This is a genomic window from Flagellimonas iocasae, assembly GCF_042682725.1.
In the GTDB taxonomy this organism is placed as follows: domain Bacteria; phylum Bacteroidota; class Bacteroidia; order Flavobacteriales; family Flavobacteriaceae; genus Flagellimonas; species Flagellimonas iocasae.
Genome location: NZ_JBHUHU010000005.1, coordinates 335,239 through 358,204, shown reverse-complemented (window position 1 = coordinate 358,204; position 22,966 = coordinate 335,239). Strand labels below are relative to the sequence as shown.

Annotated in this window: 15 protein-coding genes and 1 tRNA gene; 12 read left to right on the top strand and 4 right to left on the bottom strand. The window is 42.4% G+C overall.

What is annotated here, in order from left to right; genetic code table 11:
* Positions 1-326: 326 nt before the first annotated feature.
* The 11 genes from ACFSJE_RS15730 to ACFSJE_RS15680 all read left to right on the top strand — a co-directional run bounded on the left by ACFSJE_RS15730 (position 327) and on the right by ACFSJE_RS15680 (position 18,226).
* Complete coding sequence (locus ACFSJE_RS15730; RefSeq protein ID WP_379831822.1) at positions 327-3,329, top strand: SusC/RagA family TonB-linked outer membrane protein; 3,003 nt, start codon at positions 327-329, stop codon at positions 3,327-3,329.
* Positions 3,330-3,355: 26 nt separating this feature from the next.
* Complete coding sequence (locus tag ACFSJE_RS15725) at positions 3,356-4,888, top strand: RagB/SusD family nutrient uptake outer membrane protein (RefSeq protein ID WP_379831821.1); 1,533 nt, start codon at positions 3,356-3,358, stop codon at positions 4,886-4,888.
* A 226-nt stretch (positions 4,889-5,114) separates the two neighbouring features.
* Positions 5,115-8,624, top strand: coding sequence for a VCBS repeat-containing protein (locus ACFSJE_RS15720; protein WP_379831820.1), 3,510 nt, complete (start codon positions 5,115-5,117; stop codon positions 8,622-8,624).
* On the top strand, positions 8,611-9,690 hold the full coding sequence (locus ACFSJE_RS15715; RefSeq protein WP_379831819.1) for a glycoside hydrolase family 43 protein: 1,080 nt from the start codon (positions 8,611-8,613) through the stop codon (positions 9,688-9,690). Before ACFSJE_RS15720 ends, ACFSJE_RS15715 begins: the two co-directional genes overlap by 14 nt.
* Positions 9,680-10,774: a glycoside hydrolase family 43 protein gene (locus ACFSJE_RS15710; protein WP_379831818.1), complete on the top strand. Its 1,095-nt coding sequence runs from the start codon at positions 9,680-9,682 to the stop codon at positions 10,772-10,774. Before ACFSJE_RS15715 ends, ACFSJE_RS15710 begins: the two co-directional genes overlap by 11 nt.
* 60 nt (positions 10,775-10,834) lie before the next feature.
* Positions 10,835-11,815 (top strand): glycoside hydrolase family 43 protein, encoded by a 981-nt coding sequence (locus ACFSJE_RS15705; protein ID WP_379831817.1) that lies wholly within the window; start codon positions 10,835-10,837, stop codon positions 11,813-11,815.
* A 215-nt stretch (positions 11,816-12,030) separates the two neighbouring features.
* Entirely contained in the window at positions 12,031-13,101 is a 1,071-nt protein-coding gene (locus tag ACFSJE_RS15700) for a glycoside hydrolase family 2 TIM barrel-domain containing protein (protein WP_379831816.1), read from the top strand.
* Positions 13,102-13,175: 74 nt separating this feature from the next.
* Entirely contained in the window at positions 13,176-14,276 is a 1,101-nt protein-coding gene (locus tag ACFSJE_RS15695; protein WP_379831815.1) for an aldose epimerase family protein, read from the top strand.
* A gap of 51 nt (positions 14,277-14,327) precedes the next feature.
* Positions 14,328-15,488, top strand: a complete 1,161-nt coding sequence (galK, locus tag ACFSJE_RS15690; RefSeq protein ID WP_379831814.1) for a galactokinase — start codon at positions 14,328-14,330, stop codon at positions 15,486-15,488.
* Positions 15,481-16,533 (top strand): UDP-glucose--hexose-1-phosphate uridylyltransferase, encoded by a 1,053-nt coding sequence (locus ACFSJE_RS15685; RefSeq protein WP_379832304.1) that lies wholly within the window; start codon positions 15,481-15,483, stop codon positions 16,531-16,533. Before galK ends, ACFSJE_RS15685 begins: the two co-directional genes overlap by 8 nt.
* Before the next feature lie 31 nt (positions 16,534-16,564).
* Entirely contained in the window at positions 16,565-18,226 is a 1,662-nt protein-coding gene (locus tag ACFSJE_RS15680) for a sodium/sugar symporter (protein ID WP_379831813.1), read from the top strand.
* Between the two features lie 460 nt (positions 18,227-18,686).
* Here ACFSJE_RS15680 and ACFSJE_RS15675 read toward each other — a convergent pair whose 3' ends face one another.
* Positions 18,687-19,958 carry a site-specific integrase gene (locus ACFSJE_RS15675; RefSeq protein WP_379831811.1) on the bottom strand — a complete coding sequence of 424 codons (1,272 nt, stop codon included), beginning with the start codon at positions 19,956-19,958 and terminating at the stop codon, positions 18,687-18,689.
* 225 nt (positions 19,959-20,183) lie between these two features.
* Positions 20,184-20,257 (bottom strand) — tRNA-Arg (locus ACFSJE_RS15670).
* Positions 20,258-20,324: 67 nt separating this feature from the next.
* On the opposite strand from ACFSJE_RS15670, the gene ACFSJE_RS15665 reads away from it, so the two are divergent.
* Positions 20,325-20,837, top strand: a complete 513-nt coding sequence (locus ACFSJE_RS15665; RefSeq protein ID WP_379832303.1) for an adenine phosphoribosyltransferase — start codon at positions 20,325-20,327, stop codon at positions 20,835-20,837.
* On the opposite strand, the gene ACFSJE_RS15660 is transcribed toward ACFSJE_RS15665, so the two are convergent.
* Both ACFSJE_RS15660 and ACFSJE_RS15655 read right to left on the bottom strand, forming a co-directional pair.
* Positions 20,834-20,980, bottom strand: coding sequence for an SsrA-binding protein (locus ACFSJE_RS15660; RefSeq protein WP_379831810.1), 147 nt, complete (start codon positions 20,978-20,980; stop codon positions 20,834-20,836). The two genes, ACFSJE_RS15665 and ACFSJE_RS15660, sit on opposite strands and share 4 nt — an antisense overlap.
* Before the next feature lie 93 nt (positions 20,981-21,073).
* A complete protein-coding gene (locus ACFSJE_RS15655; protein WP_379831809.1) occupies positions 21,074-22,852 on the bottom strand; it encodes a DUF885 domain-containing protein in 1,779 nt (592 codons plus the stop codon).
* Positions 22,853-22,966: the final 114 nt, after the last annotated feature.

The window sequence follows — 22,966 nt, the reverse complement described above, 5'->3', positions numbered from 1 at the left end:
TTTAAAAAAAATTAATGTTTTAAATATTAAAACGCTAAAAAACAAATAGTTAATCACTGTCTTTGTGTGTCTTTTTTGTTTTTATCCGGTACAACAATTTGTCTCAACACTCGATAAAATATTTCAAAAAGGCCGATTCCTTAACAGTTTCTTAAAGTTTGAACGATTTGTATGATAGATTGGAACAGATTTATAGGTATTGTCATAATCTAAATTATTTGATTTGTTTATTCGAATTATATCAAAAAATCGTATTTGTTATTGATGATTTGATAAACAGCTAAAGCTTTTTGGAATACCAACTTTAAATTTAAAACTAAGGACAAATGAAAAAACAGCTAACTAGACTAACTAAAATGGCGCTATTGCCAATACTTTTGTTATGCGCCCACAGCTTTGTTCATGCACAGGAACAACTGACGGTTACGGGTAGCGTTACGGATACCCAAGGGACTCCATTGCCTGGAGCCAGTATTGTAATCCAAGGAACCCAGCAGGGTACTACTTCGGATTTTGATGGAAATTTTCAGCTGGATGGTGTGCCTTCAAATGGGCAGCTTATGGTAAGCTATATTGGATTTGTACAATTATTGGTGGATGTTGATAACAGAAGTTCAATTGATATTGTACTATCAGAAGACAATAATCTTTTGGATGAGGTTGTCGTAATCGGTTACCAAAGTGTAAAACGAAGTGAGATTGTAGGATCTGTATCTGTTGTGGATACAGATGAAATGTTGAAAGCTCCTGCGGGAAACGTCGGTCAGATGTTGCAGGGTAGGGCAGCTGGGGTAACCGTTACCTCAACCGGAGCTCCCGGTACATCTTCTTCCGTTAAGATTAGGGGATTGAATTCGTTTTCGGGTCAAGATTCTCCTCTTTATGTAGTGGATGGAATGTTGATTTCGGCTCTTGGGTCTGATTTTAACCCAAACGATATTGAGTCGATACAGGTACTAAAGGATGCAGCCGCAACAGCGTTGTATGGATCAAGGGGAATGAACGGGGTCATTGTTGTAACCACCAAAAGAGGAAGACCGGGTCCATTAAAAGTAGATTATGATTTTTATTATGGCTTCCAAACCATAAATAAAAGGTTAAAGTTGACCAATGCCGAGCAGTTTAAGGCGATTAATGATCTTGCCTATACCAATAATGGTGATGCACCCCTCAATCTTAGACAAGGTGTGGATACCGATTGGCAAGAAGAGTTGTTCAAGACGGGAACTATTTCTGAGCATAATCTTAACCTTTCAGGGGGTTCCGAAAACTCAAACTATTTTATTTCATTGAACTATTTTGATCAAGAAGGTGCTATAATCGGCCCTGAGTTCGAAAGGTATCAGATTAGGGTAAATACCCAAACAAAGAAGGGGAGGTTCACTTTTGGTGAAAATATTGCCATGAGCAGGAGCAATCAAACTAGAGTGAATGGCAATCCGTTCATTGATGTAGTTTGGATGCTGCCCACAATACCTGTGTACGACCCCAATAACGAAAGTGGCTATGGCTATGGGGACGATAACAATTCAACTTTTGCGACCAACCCTATTGGATTGCAAGAGCATTACAGCAACACTGCGGTGACCAGTAAAGTGCTCGGTAGCGCATTTGCAGAATTTGAGATTTTCCCATTTTTAAAGTATAAACTGAATCTTGGTCTGGATTATGCGCAGATTCGAGAAAAATACTTTCAAAGAGCAGGAGCGTTAAGGCAGAACACGCCTGGAGCCGCCTTTTTGGATGATCGTCATACAGAGTTCTTCAATATTCTAGCGGAAAACACTTTGAATTTCAGCAAGGCATTTGGAAAACACAATATTACCGCTTTGGTGGGTTACACTACCCAAAAAGACAATTTTACATACAATTTTGCTCATACGGAAGGGTTAAGTGGAGAGTTCTGGGTACAGGACAATGGTACTACCAGCCCTCGTACAGAGGGTAGGGAGGAAGTAGCAGGACTACGGTCTTTTCTTGGTAGTTTCAACTACTCCTTTGATGATAAATACACCCTGTTGTTCAACTTTAGACGGGATGGTTCTTCTAAGTTTGGTAAAAACAACCGATATGCCAATTTCCCTTCAGTGTCCGCTTCTTGGAGAATTAGTGAAGAAGGATTTATGGAAAACAATGGTGTATTCAGTAACCTAAAGCTTAGGGGGAGTTGGGGTATTGTAGGTAATCAGGCCATCAGCAATTATGCTACCCAAAGCGTGCTCCGATACAACCAAAACTATGTGCTCAACAACCAAGTGGTTCCCGGTGCAACCAACCTTCAGTTGGTAAATCCCAATCTAAGGTGGGAAAGCAAAACCACGACCAATATTGGTGTGGATATGGGCTTTTTCCAAAACAGATTGAGCCTTACGGCAGATTATTACATTGCTGATGTTGAAGATTTACTATTGGCTGTGCCAATACCTTTGTCTTCCGGTAACACGGGTGGCGACCCATTGGCCAACGTAGGTCAGGTACAGAACAGGGGCTTAGAGCTTAGTCTAGGTTACCAGAATGTCATCAATGATTTCAGTTTTGGGGTTTTGGCCAATGGTACTTTCTTGAAGAACGAGGTAAAAGCTTTGGTAGAGGAAGCTGGGAACCTGCCCATTTTTGGACAAGGACAGATATTGCGTACTGCAGTTGGTGAACCGGTAGCATCTTTCTATGTTTTGGAAACCGCGGGAATATTTCAAAACCAAGCTGAGATTGATGCATGGGGTGTGCAACCCGGTGCGCGCCCTGGTGATGTAAAGTATGTGGATAATGATGGCAATGGTGTCATCAATTTTGATGACCGAACCGTGGTTGGAAAGGCCCTACCGGATTTTGAATATGGCTTAAACCTGAATTTTGGCTACAAAGGATTTGATATGACAGCGTTTTTCGCTGGAGTTACTGGAAACAGCATCTTTAATGAGCAAAAATGGTGGTCTCAGCGCTATGATGACAACGCCAACTATTTGGTAGATGATGTATTCTGGACGGGTGAGGGGACTTCCAATCTTATTCCAAGACCACAACACTTGGATTCTTCATTGAACCCCACCCAAAACTCTGACCGTTATGTGGAGAAAGGGGATTATTTTAGGTTAAAGAACCTACAAATAGGATACTCCTTTCCAGAAGAGGTCATCAGCAAACTCAGTTTAAATAAACTTAGGTTGTATATGACTGGACAAAACCTTTTCACCATTACCGATTATTCCGGATATGACCCAGAAGTTGTTGGGGCCAATGGAAACGGTGATTTCTTGAACAGAGGATTTGACAATGGGAATTTCCCTTCATTGAGAACAGGAATATTGGGGATTCAAATAGGATTTTAATCAACTAAAAACTTAAACTTCAAAGAATGGAAAATATAAGAAAAATAATAGTATTGATGGTATTCTTTGGGATGACCGTCTCATGCGAAAAAGACCTTTTGGACCAAGTGAATCCAAATGCTCCTACGCCGGATACGTTCTGGCAAACCGAGGAGGATGCCATACTTGGGATCAATGCAGTATACTCTGGAATCCAAAACCGCGAACTAAGTTTATGGGAAATCTTTGATTACGACATGCGCTCAGATGAGGGCTATAGTCAGAGTCCATGGACCGACCTCGCCAATGTGGGTAGACACGTGAATATAAATTACGACTTCCCATGGCTACTTGAGGTTTGGCGAGAATTGTATAGAACCATCTATAAAGCAAATCAAGTGCTTGAAAATGTGCCAAACATTGAAATGGATGAATCGCTACGAACAAGAATTGTGGCTGAAGCCCATTTTTTAAGAGGACACTGTTATTATAAATTAGCTACACTTTGGGGCCGTGTGCCATTGGTTACTGGTATTGAGGATGCCAATACGCGTTATCCGCAAGGAACCATTGAGGAAGTTTGGGCTTTGGTAGAGGAAGACTTCATTGCTGCCGCTGCAGGACTCCCTGAAAGTTATACAGGAGCAGATGTTGGACGTGCAACGTATGGTGGAGCCATAGGTTATCTAGGGAGATCTTATTTACAACAGAAAAAATGGACTGAGGCGGCGACTGAATTCGAGAAAATTATAGATATGGTACCCGGAACCTATGATTTGATGGCAGATTTTAAGGATAATTTTACTGAGGAATTCGAAAACAACAAAGAGTCCCTTTTTGAAATCCAGTTCGTCAACAACAATGGAAAAACAGGTGGGTTCCCAACTTATAATAATGCCTCTGGCGATGAAACCAGTGAGCGGGCACAGTTCTTCGGAGTTCGACCTTTAGGGTGGACCGATGGCCAACCAACCAAGTGGCTCCTAAACCAATTCTTGAGTGAAACCGATAGGGATGGCAATGAAGACCCACGTCTTCAGTACACCATGACCTACGATCACCCCGGAGAACTTTTATATGGGCAAACCTATGCTGAAAGAGGCGCTGGACCCAATGATCGTTTTTGGAGAAAGTACACCAATTACTGGCAAGATTATGAAAGCTACTTTTCAGGAATCAATACGAGGGTTCTCCGATTGGCCGATGTATATTTAATGTATGCTGAAGCCTTGAACGAATTGGGCAGAACACCAGAGGCCATTCCATATGCAAACTTGGTCCGTCAACGATCCAACATGAATGATTTGCCCATGACCTTGAATCAGGAAGATTTTAGGCTACAGTTGCGTCATGATCGTGTGGTTGAACTAGCAGGGGAGAGCGTCAGGTTTGTTGATATGGTTCGCTATGGTATCGCTGGACCGGAACTTGCAGGGCCTGACCCAAGCCTTTCGGCTGCGGAATCAGATTTCGATACCGAGTTTCAAAATTTTGTGAGAGGTAAATCCGAATACTTGCCAATTCCTTTACGGGAAATTGATGCCTACGGAGGTTCGTTGGAACAGAATCCAGGCTGGTAAGCGATAAATAATTTTAATAAAGAAAGACAAGTGCCATTGCTAGCGTAATCAAGCAATGGTGCTTGTCTCCAATTAAAACTTCAAGGATAATTAAGATATCGTTTCATCGATGGGGAGGTGCAGTTCAAGACAGACATTTTTAACAAGACAAAGGAGCATGCTTTTGAGCGCTGCTACCCTTTGTTTATGTTTTGCGGCTTGTTCTGAAAAAGACCCCGAATCAAAGATGTTTAAACGGATATCCAGTGCACACTCAGGAATTGATTTTAACAATCAAATTCAACCGTTTGAAAGTGATACACTGAATGCTTTGGAATATGATGTGCTTTTCAATGGCGCTGGTGTGGGAATAGGAGATTTCAACTCAGATGGACTTCAAGATATTTTCTTTGCTGGAAATCTGGTTTCCTCCCAATTGTATATCAATCAGGGTGACTTTACCTTTCTTGAGGTTACTGAAAAAGCTGGTGTTGCCACCACTAAATGGTGCACTGGGGTTTCTGTGGCAGATGTCAACCAAGACGGATTATTGGATATGTATGTGGCAGTCGCCCATGCTACGGGATCTAAAGAAGAAAGGTCGAACCTGTTGTTCATCAACCAAGGAAACAACGCTGAAGGAATTCCCATTTTTGAAGAGTTAAGCAATGCGTATGGCCTTGCTGATGATGGATTTTCCATACAATCGGTTTTCTTCGATTATGATAAAGATGGCGATCTGGATTGCTACATTCTTAGCAACGCCATGGAAAAAACAGGTCGTAACCAACTTCACAAAAAACGTAACAATGGTGAGAGCCCATCAAATGATCGGTTGTACCGGAACAATGGATTTGTAGATGGTCATCCAAGCTTTGAAAATGTGACTCTTGGTGCAGGTATTCTAAAAGAGGGCCATGGATTGGGGGTTTGTGTAACAGACTTGAACCAAGACGGATGGCTTGATGTGTACTGCGCCAATGATTTTGTTTCCAACGACAATATCTGGATCAACAATCAGGATGGCACATTCGTGGACAAATCCGCGGAGTATTTAAAACACACTTCATACAACAGTATGGGAGTGGACATTCAAGATGTAAACAATGATGGACTTTCAGACATATGTGTCGTGGATATGTTGCCTGAAGAGGAGCAGCGAAGAAAAATGATGGTCATGAAGACCAACAGGGACTTTTTTAGCATGGCTAAAGGTCTTGGCTATCAAGAGGAGTATGTACGAAATGTGTTGCAAATCAACCAAAGGAACAACCAGGAAGGAAGTCTTCGATTTAGCGAAATAGGCCAGCTAGCCAGCATTCATGCCACAGATTGGAGCTGGGCTCCTTTGCTGGCCGATTTTGACAATGACGGATTAAAAGATTTGGTGGTCACCAATGGCTATCGCCGTGATATTACCAATTTGGATTATGCAGTGTATCTAAACCAAGAAGCAGCTTTTCAAGGCAAGAACCAAGAGGAAGCACGTCAGAATCGAATCAAAAAATTGTATGAGCTTCCTGAAATACAACTGCAGAACTACATTTTCAAGAATAATGGAGATCTAACCTTTAAAAATGCTTCGGAAACATGGGGACTTCAAGAAAGCACCTATTCCAATGGTGCGGCTTATGCAGACTTTGATAATGATGGCGACCTCGATTTGGTATTCAACAATATCGATTCTGAAGCAAGTTTGTACCGAAACGAGCTTATTTCATCCTCCACTTCTGAAGTTACTGAAATCAAAAACGAATCCCATTTTGTGCGGCTGCAATTAAAATCCGATAAAGGTCAAAGTAAAGAAGTTGGTGCAAAGGTGAAGGTCTTGCTTCCTTCCGGGGAATTAAAATATCAGGAAAACCTTCCTGTAAGAGGGTATATGTCTTCTGTGGATCCCATACTTTCCTTTGGGTTGGGAAATAACACCAGTTTTAGCGTGGAAGTTGTTTGGGCTGATGGCACAATGCAACAGTTGCATGATTTAGCTCCAGATACCCTTCATACCATAAAATATGCATCGCAAGAAGAACAGCATTTGGTTGCCCAACCTTCAGAACAACAAGTTTTTCAACTGCTGAACGCGGATAGTTTGGGATTGACCTACAAACATGAGGAGTATGCTTTTGATGAATTCAAGCGCACCTTTTCCCTGCATCAGCAATACAACCAACTTTCTCCGGGCATGGCCATAGCCGATGTGGACAACAATGGTCTCGATGACATTTTTATAGGAGCGGATTCCAAACGATTGCGGACCATTTACCTTCAAAAAGCACCGGGAAAATTTGAAGCCTTGCCCCAAGGGGAGAACAATATGGAAGATATGGGCGCACTTCTTTTTGATGCCGATAATGATGGGGATAATGATTTGTATGTGGTCAGTGGTGGCAGTGTCAACCTAAAAGAAGATGACTATATCTACAACGATCGTCTGTATTTGAATGATGGCAGAGGCAATATGTCCCGGTCCCAAAACCTGATTCCCAAAACACGCTTTAGCGGTAGTGTTGTGGTAGCAGCCGACTATGATCGCGATGGAGACTTGGATATTTTTAGGGGAAGCCGGGTCGCCGTTGGCGAATTTCCAAAATCACCGGACAGTTATTTGTTGCGAAATGATGATGGGGTTTTCAATGATGTGGCTAATACAGTGGAAGGGTTACAAAATGTGGGCATGGTAAGCGCGGCCTTGTGGACAGATTATAATTTGGATGGATGGTATGATTTAGTGGTGGTGGGTGAATTTATGCCCATAACCTTCTTCCAGAATCATGAAGGGACCCTAAAATGGGATGAACAAGCCACAATTCCCAATTCAAGCGGATGGTGGAACAGCATAACTGCTGGCGATTTTGATCAAGATGGGGATATGGATTATATCGCCGGGAATCATGGGTTAAATAGTCAGTATAGAGCCTATTCCGATAGGCCTTTAAAAGTATATGGCTCAGATTTTGACCATAATGGCACCAACGATCCCATTGTGAGCTACTCTAAAAACGGCAAGGATGTTCCGGTGGCTGTTCGGGATGTAATGCAAGAACAATTGAGCCTCACCCACAAGCGGTTTGGAACGTATGACGCCTATTCAAAAGCTTCCATAAATGATATTTTCAGCAAAAAGGAACTGGAAAGCGCTATTGTACTTTCTGCCACCGAAATGCGCAGTTGCTACATAGAAAACAAAGGTAATTCAAAGTTTGTTCTAAAACCCTTGCCCAACGAAGTGCAGTTCTCTCCTGTTTTTGGAACGCTGGCCAATGACTTTAATGCAGATGGATTTTTAGATGTGCTGTTAGTGGGTAACTCAGAATCTTTTGAAACCTACACGGGACCATACAATGCTTCTTTGGGCACTTTGTTGTTTGGAAATGGAAATGGGGATTTCACCTATGTTTCGCAATCCAACTCTGGGCTGTACTTGGATTATGATCAAAAAGCGCTGGGAATGGTAAATGCAGGCAATGAGAATCTTTTCGTTGTCACCAATAACAATGCACCAGTACAATTGCTCAGGACTTCAGTAGCATCAAAGGGCGAATTTATATCGCTCAAAACCGATGAAGCATCACTCGAAATGATATTGGATAATGGGAAGACTGAACGTAAGGAAATAGGATATGGCAGTGGATATTTAACCCAGTCATCAAGAGGCATTTTTGTAACCACGAAAAGTGTAAAACAAATCAATGTATATGATTTTGTGGGAAATCAGACGCGTACCATAAAAACCAATCAACATGAACCAAACTGAAAAAATACAGAATTTGAAGATGAACTTGGTGTATCGCATATTATTTTTAGTTGCTCTAATGGGGTCTGCGGACTTAATTGCCCAGCAACCCGATATACCGGGGCAGGTTTCCGAAAATGAGTTGCCCAAAAATGAGGCCTATCTTTTTGCCCACATGACCCATGAGGATTATGGGCGATTATATTACTCCGTTAGTTTGGACGGTCTGCACTGGCAACGTTTGAATAATGGGGAACGAGTTTTTGATGCATATCAAGGCCATCCAGATATCTGCAAAGGACCCGATGGAAAGTACTATATTTTGGGCAATACCAGTGATTCTTCACCTGATATCAATATTTGGGTTTCCGATGACTTGATCAACTGGAAGAAACACGGGGTATATACCCCCAACCTGAAACAAACTCCGGATTATTCAGAAGCGCTACAGCGTATTGGGGCACCTAAACTTTTTTATGATGAAGCCTCGGCACAATTCGTCATGACCTGGCATACGCCACACAAAGAAGGCACCAAAACGGACCCAGAACGGTATTGGGCAAGTCAAAGGACTTTGTATGTGCTTTCAAAGGATTTGAAGACATTTTCCGATACCCCCAAAAAACTTTTTGATTGGAATATTGGCACCATTGACGTCATCATCAGAAAGGTAGAGGACACCTATTTTGCGATCATAAAGGATGAAACCTATCCAACCTTGTACTGGCCAACTGGAAAGACCATACGAATTGCACGGTCAGATTCCTTGTTGGGACCTTATTCCTTTCCAGCGGATCCCATAAGTCCAAATTTTAGGGAGGCGCCAACCCTAATTCCCTCCCCAAACAATAAAGTTTGGTACCTGTATTATGAGCAATATCCAGGGGTTTCCTATGGGCTCTCCGTGGCCGATAATTTGAATGGTCCGTGGTATCAAGCATCAGGATACACATTTTATAGTGACTGGGATAAATATGCATTACCCAAAGAAGTTAGGCACGGTTGCATGATTACCATTTCAAAAAAAGAATATAACCAACTAGTTGAGAAATTTGAGATTGTTAAAGAAGAATTCAATGAAAAATAGAAGAAGATCAATAGTTTATGGATCCCTTATTGCGGTATTGGGCTTTTGTTTGATTTCATGCCAGGAACGGACAGAAAAAAAGGAAACAGCAGAAGGTGAACAACCCCAGAAAGAGACGTTCACCAACCCATTGTTGCCATCTGGCCCGGACCCGTTCAACATTTACCATAACGGATACTATTATTACACCAGTACAGAGGGCAATAAACTGGTTTTGAGAAAAGTGAAAAACTTGGCAAATCTCAGTGAAGCAGAGACCAAGACAATTTGGACCCCACCAGAGGGCACATTGTACTCCCATGATATTTGGGCGCCAGAAGTGCATTTTATTGATGGAAAGTGGTACGTGTATTTTGCTGCGGATGATGGGAACAACGAGACCCACAGAATGTATGTTGTGGAAAACCCGAACGAAAACCCGTTTCAAGGCACTTTTGAGTTTAAGGGAAAGATAGCCGCAGCTACGGACAAATGGGCCATTGATGGTAATGTCTTTAAGCACGATGGGCAATTGTATATGATATGGTCTGGATGGGAAGGAGATACCAACGGGCAGCAAGATATTTTCATAGCCAAAATGAAAAACCCTTTGGAGATTGAAGGGGATCGCGTAAAAATTTCGTCACCAACCCATGAATGGGAACGGCATTGGAATGAGGGTACTTCCGATAGTAACCCTCCCCAGGTATATGTGAACGAAGGACCACAATTTTTGTCCCATGATGATAACATATTTATCGTGTTCTCCGCTAGTGGATGTTGGACCGATTATTACTCATTGGGATTATTGACGTTTACCGGAACGGACAATTTATTGGATTCAGAAGCTTGGGTAAAGTCTGATGAACCCATATTCACCCAATCACCCGAAAATGGAGTGTATGGTCCCGGGCACAACTCCTTTTTTAAGTCACCTAACGGCAAAGAGGATTGGATTCTGTACCATGCCAATTCAGAACCAGGCCAAGGATGCGGTTCGCATCGCTCACCAAGGATGCAGATGATCCAATGGAGTGAGGAAGGCTATCCCATCCTTGGGACGCCCAAATCGGAGGAAGAGGTCATTGAAATTCCCTCCGAATAGGACGCAATAATTCAACTAATACAAGAAAGTTTGAAAAATTTAAAAAATATACTGGTCTACATGATTGCGATTCTCTTCTTTCAGATGGGAATAGGTCAGGATAAAAGCACATTCACCAATCCCATTCTTGAGGATGGAGCCGATCCTTATGCCATGCTGCATGACAATGGATATTACTATTTCATGGTAACAAGGGGAAACCGCTTGGAACTTTGGTCCACTAAAGACCTTACCCAAGTGGAGACCGTTGGTTCAAAAACAGTATGGAAGGCTCCCAGTGAGGGGGGAAACAGTTGTTGCATTTGGGCGCCAGAGATTCATCATGTAGACGGAAAGTGGTACATCTATTACACCGCTGCTGATGCATCCAATGAAGGAGATCACTCTAGATATGTCTTTGTTCTGGAGAACAGCCATCATGATCCAATGCAAGGGGAGTGGATTGATAAGGGAAAAATCAACACAAAATACTGCGGAATAGACGGGTCCATTTTCAAATACGGCGATAAACGGTATTTCATGTATTCACCTTACGTAGATGACCACAGCGATATAGCCATCGCCACCATGTCCAACCCTTGGACCTTAAATGACGATGAAACCATTTTGGCCGCACCCAAATATGATTGGGAGAAGACCGGAGAAAGAAGTATTCTGGAAGGACCTTCATTTTTGGAGGGGCCAGGGGATGAGGTCTTTATTGTGTATTCTGCAGGAGCCTGTTGGGACGATAATTATTCCTTGGGCATGCTGGCGGCCAAGAAGGATTCAGATTTTACCAAAGCCGCATCTTGGAAGCGGTTTTCTAAAGCTGTCTTTGAATTTTCCACAGAAAACAATGTGTATGGTCCAGGCCACCATATTATCACCACCTCCAATGACCCCAGTGAATATTGGCTGGTGTATCATGCAAAGGACAAACCCGAATTGGGATGTTCCCAACGGAGTACTAGGATACAATCGTTTGGTTGGGATGAAAACGGTAGGCCAAATTTTGGTGTACCGTGGCCGTTGGAAAAAGTCATTCAAAAACCAAAATGAAACCAAGAATTATTTGAATACGAGTGTTAGTTAGTTTGAATTAGATTGTTTGAGTTTAGTTGATGGAAATTATCGGGCTTTGAAAAAGGCCCGGTAATTCTATTGTTCAACTTCCCCACACAGAATAGCCTATTCCAATTACAAGGTCGATGCTAATTCCAAAACAAAAGCATTCAAGAATATTTAAGTGTGAATCAAAAAATAACAAGATTATTATGAAACGAATATTGATTACTGGGCTGTTTTTATGTGCAATCCTTGTGGCAAATGCCCAAGAAAATGTTCTGGAAAAGAATAAATGGTCAAAGGAAAAAGCGAGTGAATGGTACGCCAAACAAAAATGGATTACCGGGGCCAATTTTGTCCCCAGTACAGCAATCAACCAATTGGAAATGTGGCAATCCAGCACATTTGATCCAGAGACTATTGATCGTGAGTTGGGCTATGCCGAAGGTGTAGGATTTAATACCATGAGAGTATACCTGCACAGTTTGGCCTATAAGGCAAATCCAAAGGACTTCAAGAAAAACATGGAAACTTATTTGGAAATTGCCGACAAGCATGGTATCAAAACCATGTTTGTGTTCTTTGATGACGTTTGGGGGAAAGAGCCAAAAATTGGCAAGCAACCTGAACCTGTGCCAGGAACCCACAATTCAGGATGGGTGCAAGATCCAGGTGACCCAGCATCCAAGAACAAAGAAAATTTTCCAGCCTTGGAAGTTTATGTAAAGGATATCCTGAACACTTTCGCCAATGATAATCGGATACTTCTGTGGGACCTATACAATGAACCTGGGAATACGGATAAATTGACAAGTTCCATGCCTCTTTTAAAAGCGATTTTCACTTGGGCTAGGGAAGTCAATCCGAGCCAACCATTGAGTGCTGGTCTATGGCGATGGGATTTTCAGGAGCTCAACGAGTTTCAGGCAGCCAATTCAGACATTCTTACCTATCACCATTATGACGATGAGAAAAAGCACCAGCATGTAATCAATTTACTAAAGACACATGGACGCCCCATGATCTGTACCGAATATATGGCACGTACCAACAACAGCAGATTCTCCAATGTTTTGCCTGTTCTCAAAAAGGAAAATATAGGAGCTATTAACTGGGGCTTGGTTAATGGAAAATCCAATACCATCTACGCCTGGAATACTCCAATTGAAGATGGAAGTGAGCCCATTGAATGGTTTCATGATGTGTTCAGAAAGGATGGTACTCCTTACAGACAAGATGAGGTTGATTTAATCAAAAAATTAAACGGCGAGGAGAAATGATCATTCGGTCAAATATTAAAATTCTCGCATGGGCAATGGCATTGATTGCAATCCCAATATGTACATCGTGCAATATGAAACAAGTATGTAAAAGTAAGACAGAAACTCAACAAGCTCCATTGGCGAGCAATATAAAGGATGGGGACTTCAATGCAACAATTGACGGCAAGTCCGTGAAGTTATATTGGTTACGGCGCGAGGATCTGAAAATGGCCATGACCAATTATGGTGGGCGGATCATAAGTCTTTTTGTACAAGACAAAAATGGAAATGCAATTGATGTAAATATTGGTCGTGGTAGCATTAAGGAATACATTGAATCACCCGAGGCCTATTTTGGGGCAACCATTGGTAGGGTTGGCAACCGCATTGCCAATGGTAGGTTTGCCATTAACGGAAATGAATATAATCTGCCCAATAATGACAATAGAAACACCCTACATGGGGGCTACAAAGGATTTCAAGATGTGGTTTGGGATGCCGAGCAGATCAATGGGCATACATTGATTTTAACGTACACCTCTCCTGATATGGAAGAAGGTTTTCCCGGGAATTTGCAAGCGAAAGTAACCTACTCGTTGACCGAAGACAATGCGGTTACTATTGAATATGAAGCGACTACGGATAAACCTACGGTGGTAAATTTAACCAACCATGCCTATTTTAACCTCAATGGGGAAGGAAGCGGAACGATTTTGAACCATAAGCTGCAAATCAATGCGGACCGATTCACACCAGTGGATTCTGCACTCATTCCAACCGGAGAGTTGAGAGAGGTAGCCTCAACCCCCTTTGATTTTAGGAAGCCGCATACGATTGGTGAGCGTATTAAAGCAGTAAATGAACAACTGGAATTTGGCAAGGGGTATGACCACAATTATGTTTTAAACAGTGATGAAATTGGCTTACTTCGAGCAGCAAAGGTTGTGGGTGATAAATCGGGAGTTGTCATGGAGGTGTTTACCGAAGAACCGGGAATCCAATTTTATAGCGGAAACTTTATGACTTCAAAGAATACATTGAAATCCGGTGCCAAGGACGATTTTAGAACAGCTTTTTGCTTGGAAACACAGCATTTTCCAGATACTCCGAACCAACCAGAATTTCCATCTATACAATTAAACCCGGGAGCGACTTACCATACCGTTACGGAATACAGGTTTTCAGTGGAGTAAATATGAATTCAATTTGATTTTTAGAAATAAATGAAAAATGATAGTGGTTTAATGAAGAAAAAAATAGTTGGCGATCTGGATGTCACAGAATTTGCATACGACCTAGAGGTCTCCTCTCCCGGGAGGATTAATCTGATAGGCGAACATACAGACTATAATGATGGGTTTGTGCTGCCGGCCGCCATTGATAAGTCCATTACCATGAGGTTTAGGGTCAATGGCAGTAATACCAGGTGCACCATAAAGAGCAAGGGCTTTGACAGTGTTCTGGTCGTAGATCTTGCCAAAATAGATAAGGGCACCGAAGGTTGGCACAATTATGTGCTGGGTGTCCTGAACGAGATACAGTTGCTCACACAGGGTTTAAAGGGATTTGACTGTGAGATGGAGACGGACATACCCGTGGGATCGGGGGTAAGCTCCTCTGCCGCCTTGGAATGTGGACTTGCCTTTGGACTGAACGAGCTTTTCGACCTGGGCCTGGATAAATGGCAGATAGTGAAACTGGGACAGAGGGCAGAGCACAATTTCGTGGGGACCCAGTGCGGTATCATGGACCAGTTCGCCTCGGTCATGGGCAAGAAGGGGCATTCCATGTTGTTGGATTGCAGGTCACTGGATTTTGAGTACATACCCACTGACATGGACCCCTATGTGATTTTGATGCTCAACACCAATGTCAAACACAATCTTTCAACAAGTGGCTATAATGATAGGAAGGAGGAGAGCTCTTCCGGTCTTAAGATTATTGCCGAACGTTATGGCGTGCCCAATTCATTTAGGGATATAACCTTGGACATGATCAACGAATGTAAGGAAGATCTTGGCGATGTACGCTACAAGAGGTGCAGTTATGTGCTTGAAGAGAACGAAAGGGTCTTGAAAGCAGTGGAGCACTTAAAGAACAATGATTTAATCAGGTTGGGAAAGCTTTTGTACGAGTCGCACCAGGGACAGAGCAAAAAGTACGAAATCAGTTGTCCTGAGCTTGATTTTTTGGTGGATTTTTCAAAGAATTGGGAAGAAGTACTCGGTGCCAGAATGGTTGGCGGGGGTTTTGGCGGATGCACCTTGAACATTATCCATAAGGAAGCTGTAGACAGTTTTGTGAATGCGGCGAGTGAGGCCTACAAAAAGAAGTTTTCCATTGAACTGTCCTCTTTCCAAACCGTTCCCAGTGAAGGAACAGCAATTATCAAAAGGCATGGCTGATAACCAATTGAACCAAATACCGCATCGTAGGTATAACATTCTTACTGGAGAATGGGTGCTGGTATCCCCACATCGCACCAAACGGCCATGGCAGGGCAAACAGGAAAAACTGCCAACCTTGAACAAGCCATCCTACGATAAGGAATGTTATCTGTGCCCTGGAAATGTCAGGGCAGGCGGGAAGACCAACCCCAATTATGAGGATGTATTCAGTTTTGTCAATGATTTTTCAGCACTTCTTCCAGATACAGAAGCACAGTCATATAACGAAGGACTTTTATTGGGCGAAGGTGAGACTGGTATTTGCAAGGTGGTCTGTTTTTCGCCGGACCATTCCTTGACACTGCCCCAAATGGAAGTTTCCGAAATTGAAAAAGTGGTATTACTTTGGCAAAAGGAATATCTGGAACTGGGAAGTATGAACAATATCAACCACGTACAGATTTTTGAAAACAAAGGGGCCATCATGGGATGCAGCAACCCTCATCCACATGGACAAATTTGGGCACAGAGTTCCGTTCCGCAGGAAGTAGGGAAGAAGACCATTCATCAAAAAGAGTATTGGAAAAAGCACCAAAGGAGTCTTTTGGGCGATTATCTGAAACAAGAGCTGGAACTGGAAGAACGGATTGTTGCGGAGAATGACCATTTTGTGGCCTTGGTGCCCTATTGGGCGGTTTGGCCCTATGAAATGATTGTCATTCCAAGGAAACACCACCAGGATATTGGACAAATGGATGGAAAGGAAAAGAAGGCCTTTGCCGAGATGATCAAAACGGTGACCACGAAATATGACAATCTCTTTGAAACTTCGTTTCCCTATTCATCTGGGATACATCAGCGGCCCACGGAGGGAGAGGAGCATGCAGAATGGCATTTCCACATGTCGTTTTATCCGCCTTTATTGCGTTCGGCCACGGTAAAAAAATTCATGGTCGGCTACGAAATGTTTGCCAACCCACAACGGGATATCACCGCTGAACAGGCGGCCCAGACCTTGGCACAACTCCCTACAGAACACTATTCCAAAATGGATAGCCATTAAATAAGTATCAACCAACGAATAACCAATAACTATGGAAAGCAGTTTTGAATTTTGGGACTATCTGGTCTTTGTGCTTTATGCACTTGTAATCCTAAGCGTGGGCCTATGGGTCTCGCGGACCAAGAAGGGAGAGAAGAAAAGTACAGAAGACTATTTTTTGGCAAGCAAATCCTTACCATGGTGGGCCATTGGAGCTTCCTTGATAGCAGCGAATATCTCCGCAGAACAGTTCATTGGTATGTCGGGTTCAGGTTTTGCCCTTGGGCTGGGTATCGCATCCTATGAATGGATGGGCGCCCTGACGCTTCTCATTGTAGGGAAGTATTTCCTTCCTATTTTCATAGAAAAAGAACTGTACACCATCCCTGAATTTATAGAAAAACGGTTCTCAACCAATCTGAAATCTATTTTGGCCGTTTTCTGGGTCTGCCTCTACATTTTTGTGAACCTTACCTCGGTTTTGTATTTGGGGGGACTTGCACTGGAGACCATTTTGGGTGTAGATATGATCTATGCTATTATTGGTCTGGGGCTCTTCGCAGCGGCTTATTCCCTTTATGGTGGATTGGCGGCCGTAGCTTGGACAGATATTATCCAGGTGGTGTTCTTGGTCTTGGGTGGATTGGTCACTACCTATTTGGCATTGGATACGGTATCCGATGGCCAGGGGGTAATGGCAGGATTGCACACCATTTTTGATACGGTTCCAGGCCATTTTGATATGATATTGGATGAAACCAATCCAGAGTACATCAACCTGCCCGGTATTGGGGTGCTTGTAGGGGGACTTTGGGTTGCCAACTTGTATTATTGGGGGTTCAACCAGTACATCATACAACGTACCCTAGCGGCCAAGTCCTTGAAGGAATCCCAAAAAGGGATATTGTTTGCCGCTTTCTTGAAGTTGATAATTCCATTGATCGTGGTGATTCCGGGAATAGCGGCCTATGTCATTGTTAATGACCCAAGCCTATTGTCAAGTCTTGGGGAGCAGGGGCTTGCCAATATCCCTTCCTCTGGAGCTTCTGATAAAGCATACCCTTGGTTGATGCAATTCTTGCCCACGGGGTTGAAAGGAGTGGCCATTGCGGCACTCGCAGCAGCCATTGTCTCATCATTGGCCTCCATGTTGAACTCCACCTCCACCATTTTCACGATGGATATCTACAAACAGCACATCAATAACAGTGCAAGCAATAGGAAGCTTGTTGGGGTAGGTCGGCTTTCCGCCGCAGCCGCCTTGGTCATTGCCATGGTCGTGGCTCCACTTCTGGGAGGATTGGATCAGGCTTTTCAATTTATACAGGAATATACTGGAGTGGTAAGTCCTGGTATCTTGGCGGTGTTCTTATTGGGACTTTTTTGGAAAAAGACGACCAATAGGGGAGCCATAATTGGGGTTCTGGTTTCCATACCCATTGCCATGTTTTTTAAGGTAGGACCAAAGGGCTGGGCCGAAGGAAGTATGCTTGAATCTCTTTTCCCGTCCCTGCCATGGATGGACCAAATGGGACTTACCTGTCTGATTACCATGGCGGTCATTATGTTGGCTAGTTATTTACAGACCAAAGGAAAAGATGACCCCAAGGGCATACAGCTGAAAAAGGAAACTTTCAGGACCGGACCGCTGTTCAATATAGTGTCTTTTTGCATTATGATAGTCTTAACGGTAATTTATGGACTGCTTTGGTGATTTCCAAGTGGACAAAGATTTTAAGAATGATTAGTGTCAATTTGAGGTGTTGTTTTTTAAACAAATTCATGAATTTACCTGAGATGTGTCAAATTTTTGTCTATGGCATCTATGGGTGGCTTCTTATTTTTAACTGCTGTCTTCAAAGGATCCATATAATGATAGATTTCGGTTTCTAGTTCTAACTGGGATATGATGATGAAAAAGCAGCTTTGGACCCATCAGTCTAAGATTGGTTCATTGATATGATTCAAACCGATAGACTACAAATTCTTTTGGAATACCTAAGAAGTAAGAACCTCCACAGATAAAAGGTTTGAACAATTAATAAAAGTTTTTATTTGAGTTAGTTTAGTTGGCAATTGGCATAATGGTTACATTATGCCTCTTGTTTTTTATTTGTATTCAAGATTACTGTTGATGGGAATTGTTCTGCGATCAAAACGGGGCAAAAAATCAATTAAACAGGGGACCAGTTGTTGCCATCGCCTTTTTTTAACACCTCCTTTTTGTCATTGAGCCTTAGTTGTAAGTCGATCATATCCTCGCTCAATTTTTTGTCCAGAACCCTGGCATAGATTTGTGTTGTGGACAACTTTGTATGCCCTAGTAATTTGGATACCGTTTCAATGGGAACTCCATTGGATAGGGTAACAGTTGTGGCAAAGGTATGTCGTGCCATATGAAAGGTCAGGTTCTTTTTGATGCCTACCGCATCTGCAATCTCTTTCAAGTATAAATTGGTTTTTTCATTGGTGATTTTTGGCAAAAGAGTACCGGAGTGCGTTGTGATAGGATGACTTTCATATTTATCCAGTATTTTTTTGGCAGGTTCCAAAAGGGGAACCCTTACTGAAGTTTTGGTCTTCAATCTTTTTGTGGCTATCCAATTATTACCGTCCATTCCAATAATGAGATTGTTTTTTGTCAGGCCCATAATATCAGAGTAGCTTATGCCTGTGTAGCAACTGAAAACAAAAAGATCTCTTACACGATCCAACCGGTCAATTGGGAAATTGTAGGTTTCCAGATTGTTCAGTTCGTTCTGGCCAAGAAATTCCCGCTGTTTCTGTTCAAATGTGGGTTTCCAACGTAAAAAAGGATCTTTGTCCATCCACTCCAGCTGGTATGCAAGATTGACTATTTTACGGAGTCGTTGCAGGTGTTTCATCACCGTGTTATGGCTCATGGCCTTGGGGTGGCCTTTTGGATAATAATTGACCAAGAACATTTCTAGGTCCGAAATGAACTTGTAATTGAGTTGGTTCAAATTGACATCCGTTGTTTTCAATTTCTGTTTTAAAAACCTGGTGATATAATTTTCGGTTATTCCAAAGTTTCGGATAGTGCCCAGGGCAAGTGTGTTCTCGATTTTTCTATTATGATATTCCAATAACTCCAATAAAGTCTTTGAATTGATGTTCTCACCATTGTACAGTGATTTGACCAATTGCGGGGTAATTAGTTCGCCTTTGTATTTAAGGTCTTGATAAATATCAAATAGTCTGGATTGGACAAGGTTTATATGATCATTGATTTGTCTTGATTCTTTGGAGTTACCTTTTACCTTTTTATTAGTATAGTCCCACAGATCAATTTTCACTTTTCTATTAAGAGCAATATTAGCCCTCTTCCCATTTACAGTTACTCGCACATACAACTCAGCTAGTTGGTTAGAGGCTCTTGATTTGTTGATCCAGAATAGGATTGAAAAAGTGTGTGATGTTTTCATAGTTGTCATCTTTTAGGTTGAACATTAAGATGAAAGTCAAATCAACTATGGTTTCTCGGCTCGGGGCCCTTCGGTCAACATTGTTGACCTATCAAAAATCTGTTGACCGATTTGTTGACAAATCAAACCAAATCAAACCAAATTAAATGGTACCCCAAAAACGCCGAAAACCTTGCAATCCGAAGATTTTGCAAGGTTTTCCTTTATTTTGGTATTGCTACCTAGTGACCGCGGCAGGATTCAAACCTGCAACCTTCTGAGCCGTAATCAGATGCGCTATTCAGTTGCGCCACGCGGCCTTTAATTAGGGCTGCAAATATATTTCTTTTTAACTTTACTACAAAACCGCCTCAACTAAAAATGCATATGGATTTTGCCGCTTACGTCCGTGATATTAAAGACTTTCCAAAACAAGGGGTAATCTTTAAGGACATTACCCCACTTTTAAACAATCCAGAAGCCCTTGCTAGAGCCTGCGAAGCGCTATGTGGCTTTACCACAAACATGAAGATTGACAAAGTGGTTGGTGTGGATAGTAGGGGGTTTATTTTCGCACCAATGTTAGCAGAACGACTGCAGGCCGGTTTTGTTCCAGTGCGAAAAAAGGGAAAATTGCCGTACAAAACGGTTTCAGAATCCTATGATTTGGAGTATGGTTCCGAAACCTTGGAAATTCATACTGATGCCATCAAAAAAGGGGAGAAGGTACTCATCCATGATGATGTGCTGGCCACAGGCGGAACCGCCAGTGCAGTATGCAAATTGGTGGAAAAGCTAGGAGGAGAGGTGGTCCAGTGCAATTTCTTGGTGGAACTCACATTTTTAGACGGTGCCAAAAAGCTTAATGGCTATCAAATTGAGGCCTTGTTGCAATACTAGTTGTCCAAAGCTCTGGTGGTCACAAAATACCGCCATCCTATAATGGCCAATTGTAATTTGGATGCTTTTGCCAAGTCCAACCCCTTTTTGGTATAGGAGGGGAGCAGGGCTTTATTGATTTTGGCAAGAATTTTATAGAACATGTTCCTGTGGGTTGGTCAATTCACAAATATAACCAAGATACATTTAATCATAGCTAAAGAAAAAGGGCCATCACAGATGGCCCTTTTCAACTATTATTTACTGGCTTCAATCCAGTTGTCTATTTTATCTTCCAACAAAGCCAAAGGGACGCATCCGGTTTCCAATACTTGATTATGGAATTTCCCGATATTAAATTTATCCCCAAGAGTAGCTGTAGCTTTTTTGCGCAATTCACGAATCTTTAGCTGGCCAATTTTATAGGAAAGCGCCTGACCTGGATTGGCCATGTATCGCTCAATTTCAGCGATGATGCTCGCTTCGGATTCCGCTTCGTTGTCCAAAGAATATTGAATGGCTTCCTCACGGGTCCATCCTTTGGAGTGCAATCCAGTGTCAACGACCAAACGGACGGCTCGGTGCATCTCAGCACCCAACATCCCAAAATATTGATAAGGGTCCGTGTATAATCCCAATTCCTTGCCCAGAGACTCGGCATAAAGTGCCCAGCCTTCACCATAACCACTATACCAAAGGGTTTTTCTGAACTGAGGCAATTCTTCATTTTCCTGAGTTAGGGATGTTTGATAGTGATGTCCAGGAATAGCCTCGTGCAAAAACAGCGACTCATCGGAATAGATGTTGTAATGGGTTACATCTGGAATGGGAACATAAAAGACACCGGGACGAGTTCCATCCAAAGAGCCGGGATTGTATTCAGCGCTGGCGGAATTTTCTCTAAAGGCCTCGGTTCTTCGAACCACAAATGGGGTTTTGGGTTTGTTATCGAACAGCTTTTCCAGTTGTGGTTTCATGCGCTCGTGAATTTCATTAAAATGCGCAATGACTTGTTCTGGTTCCGTAAAAGGCATAAGCTCTTCGTTGCCGCGGACAAAGTCGAAGAACGCTTTTAAATCACCTTCAAAACCTACTTCTTCCTTTATCTTTTCCATTTCGGAACGGATACGGGCCACTTCACTCAATCCCAATTGATGGATTTCGGCGGCCGTCATGTTGGTGGTGGTATACTTTTTTATTTGATGGGCGTAGTAGGCATCACCATTGGGCTCTCCTTGAATACCGCTCGATTCCCTTCCAGCATCAAGATATTCACCACTCATGAATGTGTGCAATTTGGTATAAGCAGGCACAATTTTATGGGTGATCATGTCCGTATAGGCTTCGGTAAGCATTGCTTTTTCCTCATCCGTAAAATCCGCGGGCATATTTTTGATTGGAGAATAGAACAAGTGCTCCTCTACATTTTCTTCCATTTGGGATTCCAGTTGGGGTAGCACCTTAACAATCAACGATTTTGGAAGCACATATCCCTTTTCCATGCCTTCTTTCATGTTGTCTTCCGTGCTGGAAAGCCATTCCAGATAGCCATCAACACGTTTCATCCATTTTTGATAATCCTCTACGGTTTCAAAGGGCTGTGCACTTGCGCCACTGGCCAATTGCCCCATAAACAAATTTTCAGACCACATTTGGTCAATAGGAGTGAGGTCGGCATTATAATCAAACTCCGCCAAATTAATGTCACATTCCCACGCAAGGATAGCCTTACTCATTTGCTCACTTTCGGTAAGTGATTCATCGGGAAACTCAGAAAGTTTGCTCTTGTAACTCTCGTAGTAGGCCTTTTTCTCGGCTTGGTACGCATCCGAAAGTAAGTTGGGGAAGGAGTCATCGTATCTGTGGTCTCCAGCCAAGGTGGCCGTAATGGGGTTCAATTTAAGACCATCCTCATAATAATTGTTCAGCAACGCTTCAAATTCAGCATTGTGGGTTGGCATTTCTTCTTTTTTGGATTCTTCTTTACAGGAACCCATGACCACCAAGGCCATGAGTAAAATTGTTATTTTTTTCACTTTTTTAGGTTTGTTCTGTTACAAATGTAAAGTAACTAAATCCTAAGGACTAGAAGAATTGAACGGCCCTTTTTTATAAAAAAAAATCCCGCCAAATGGCGGGATTTAAGCATG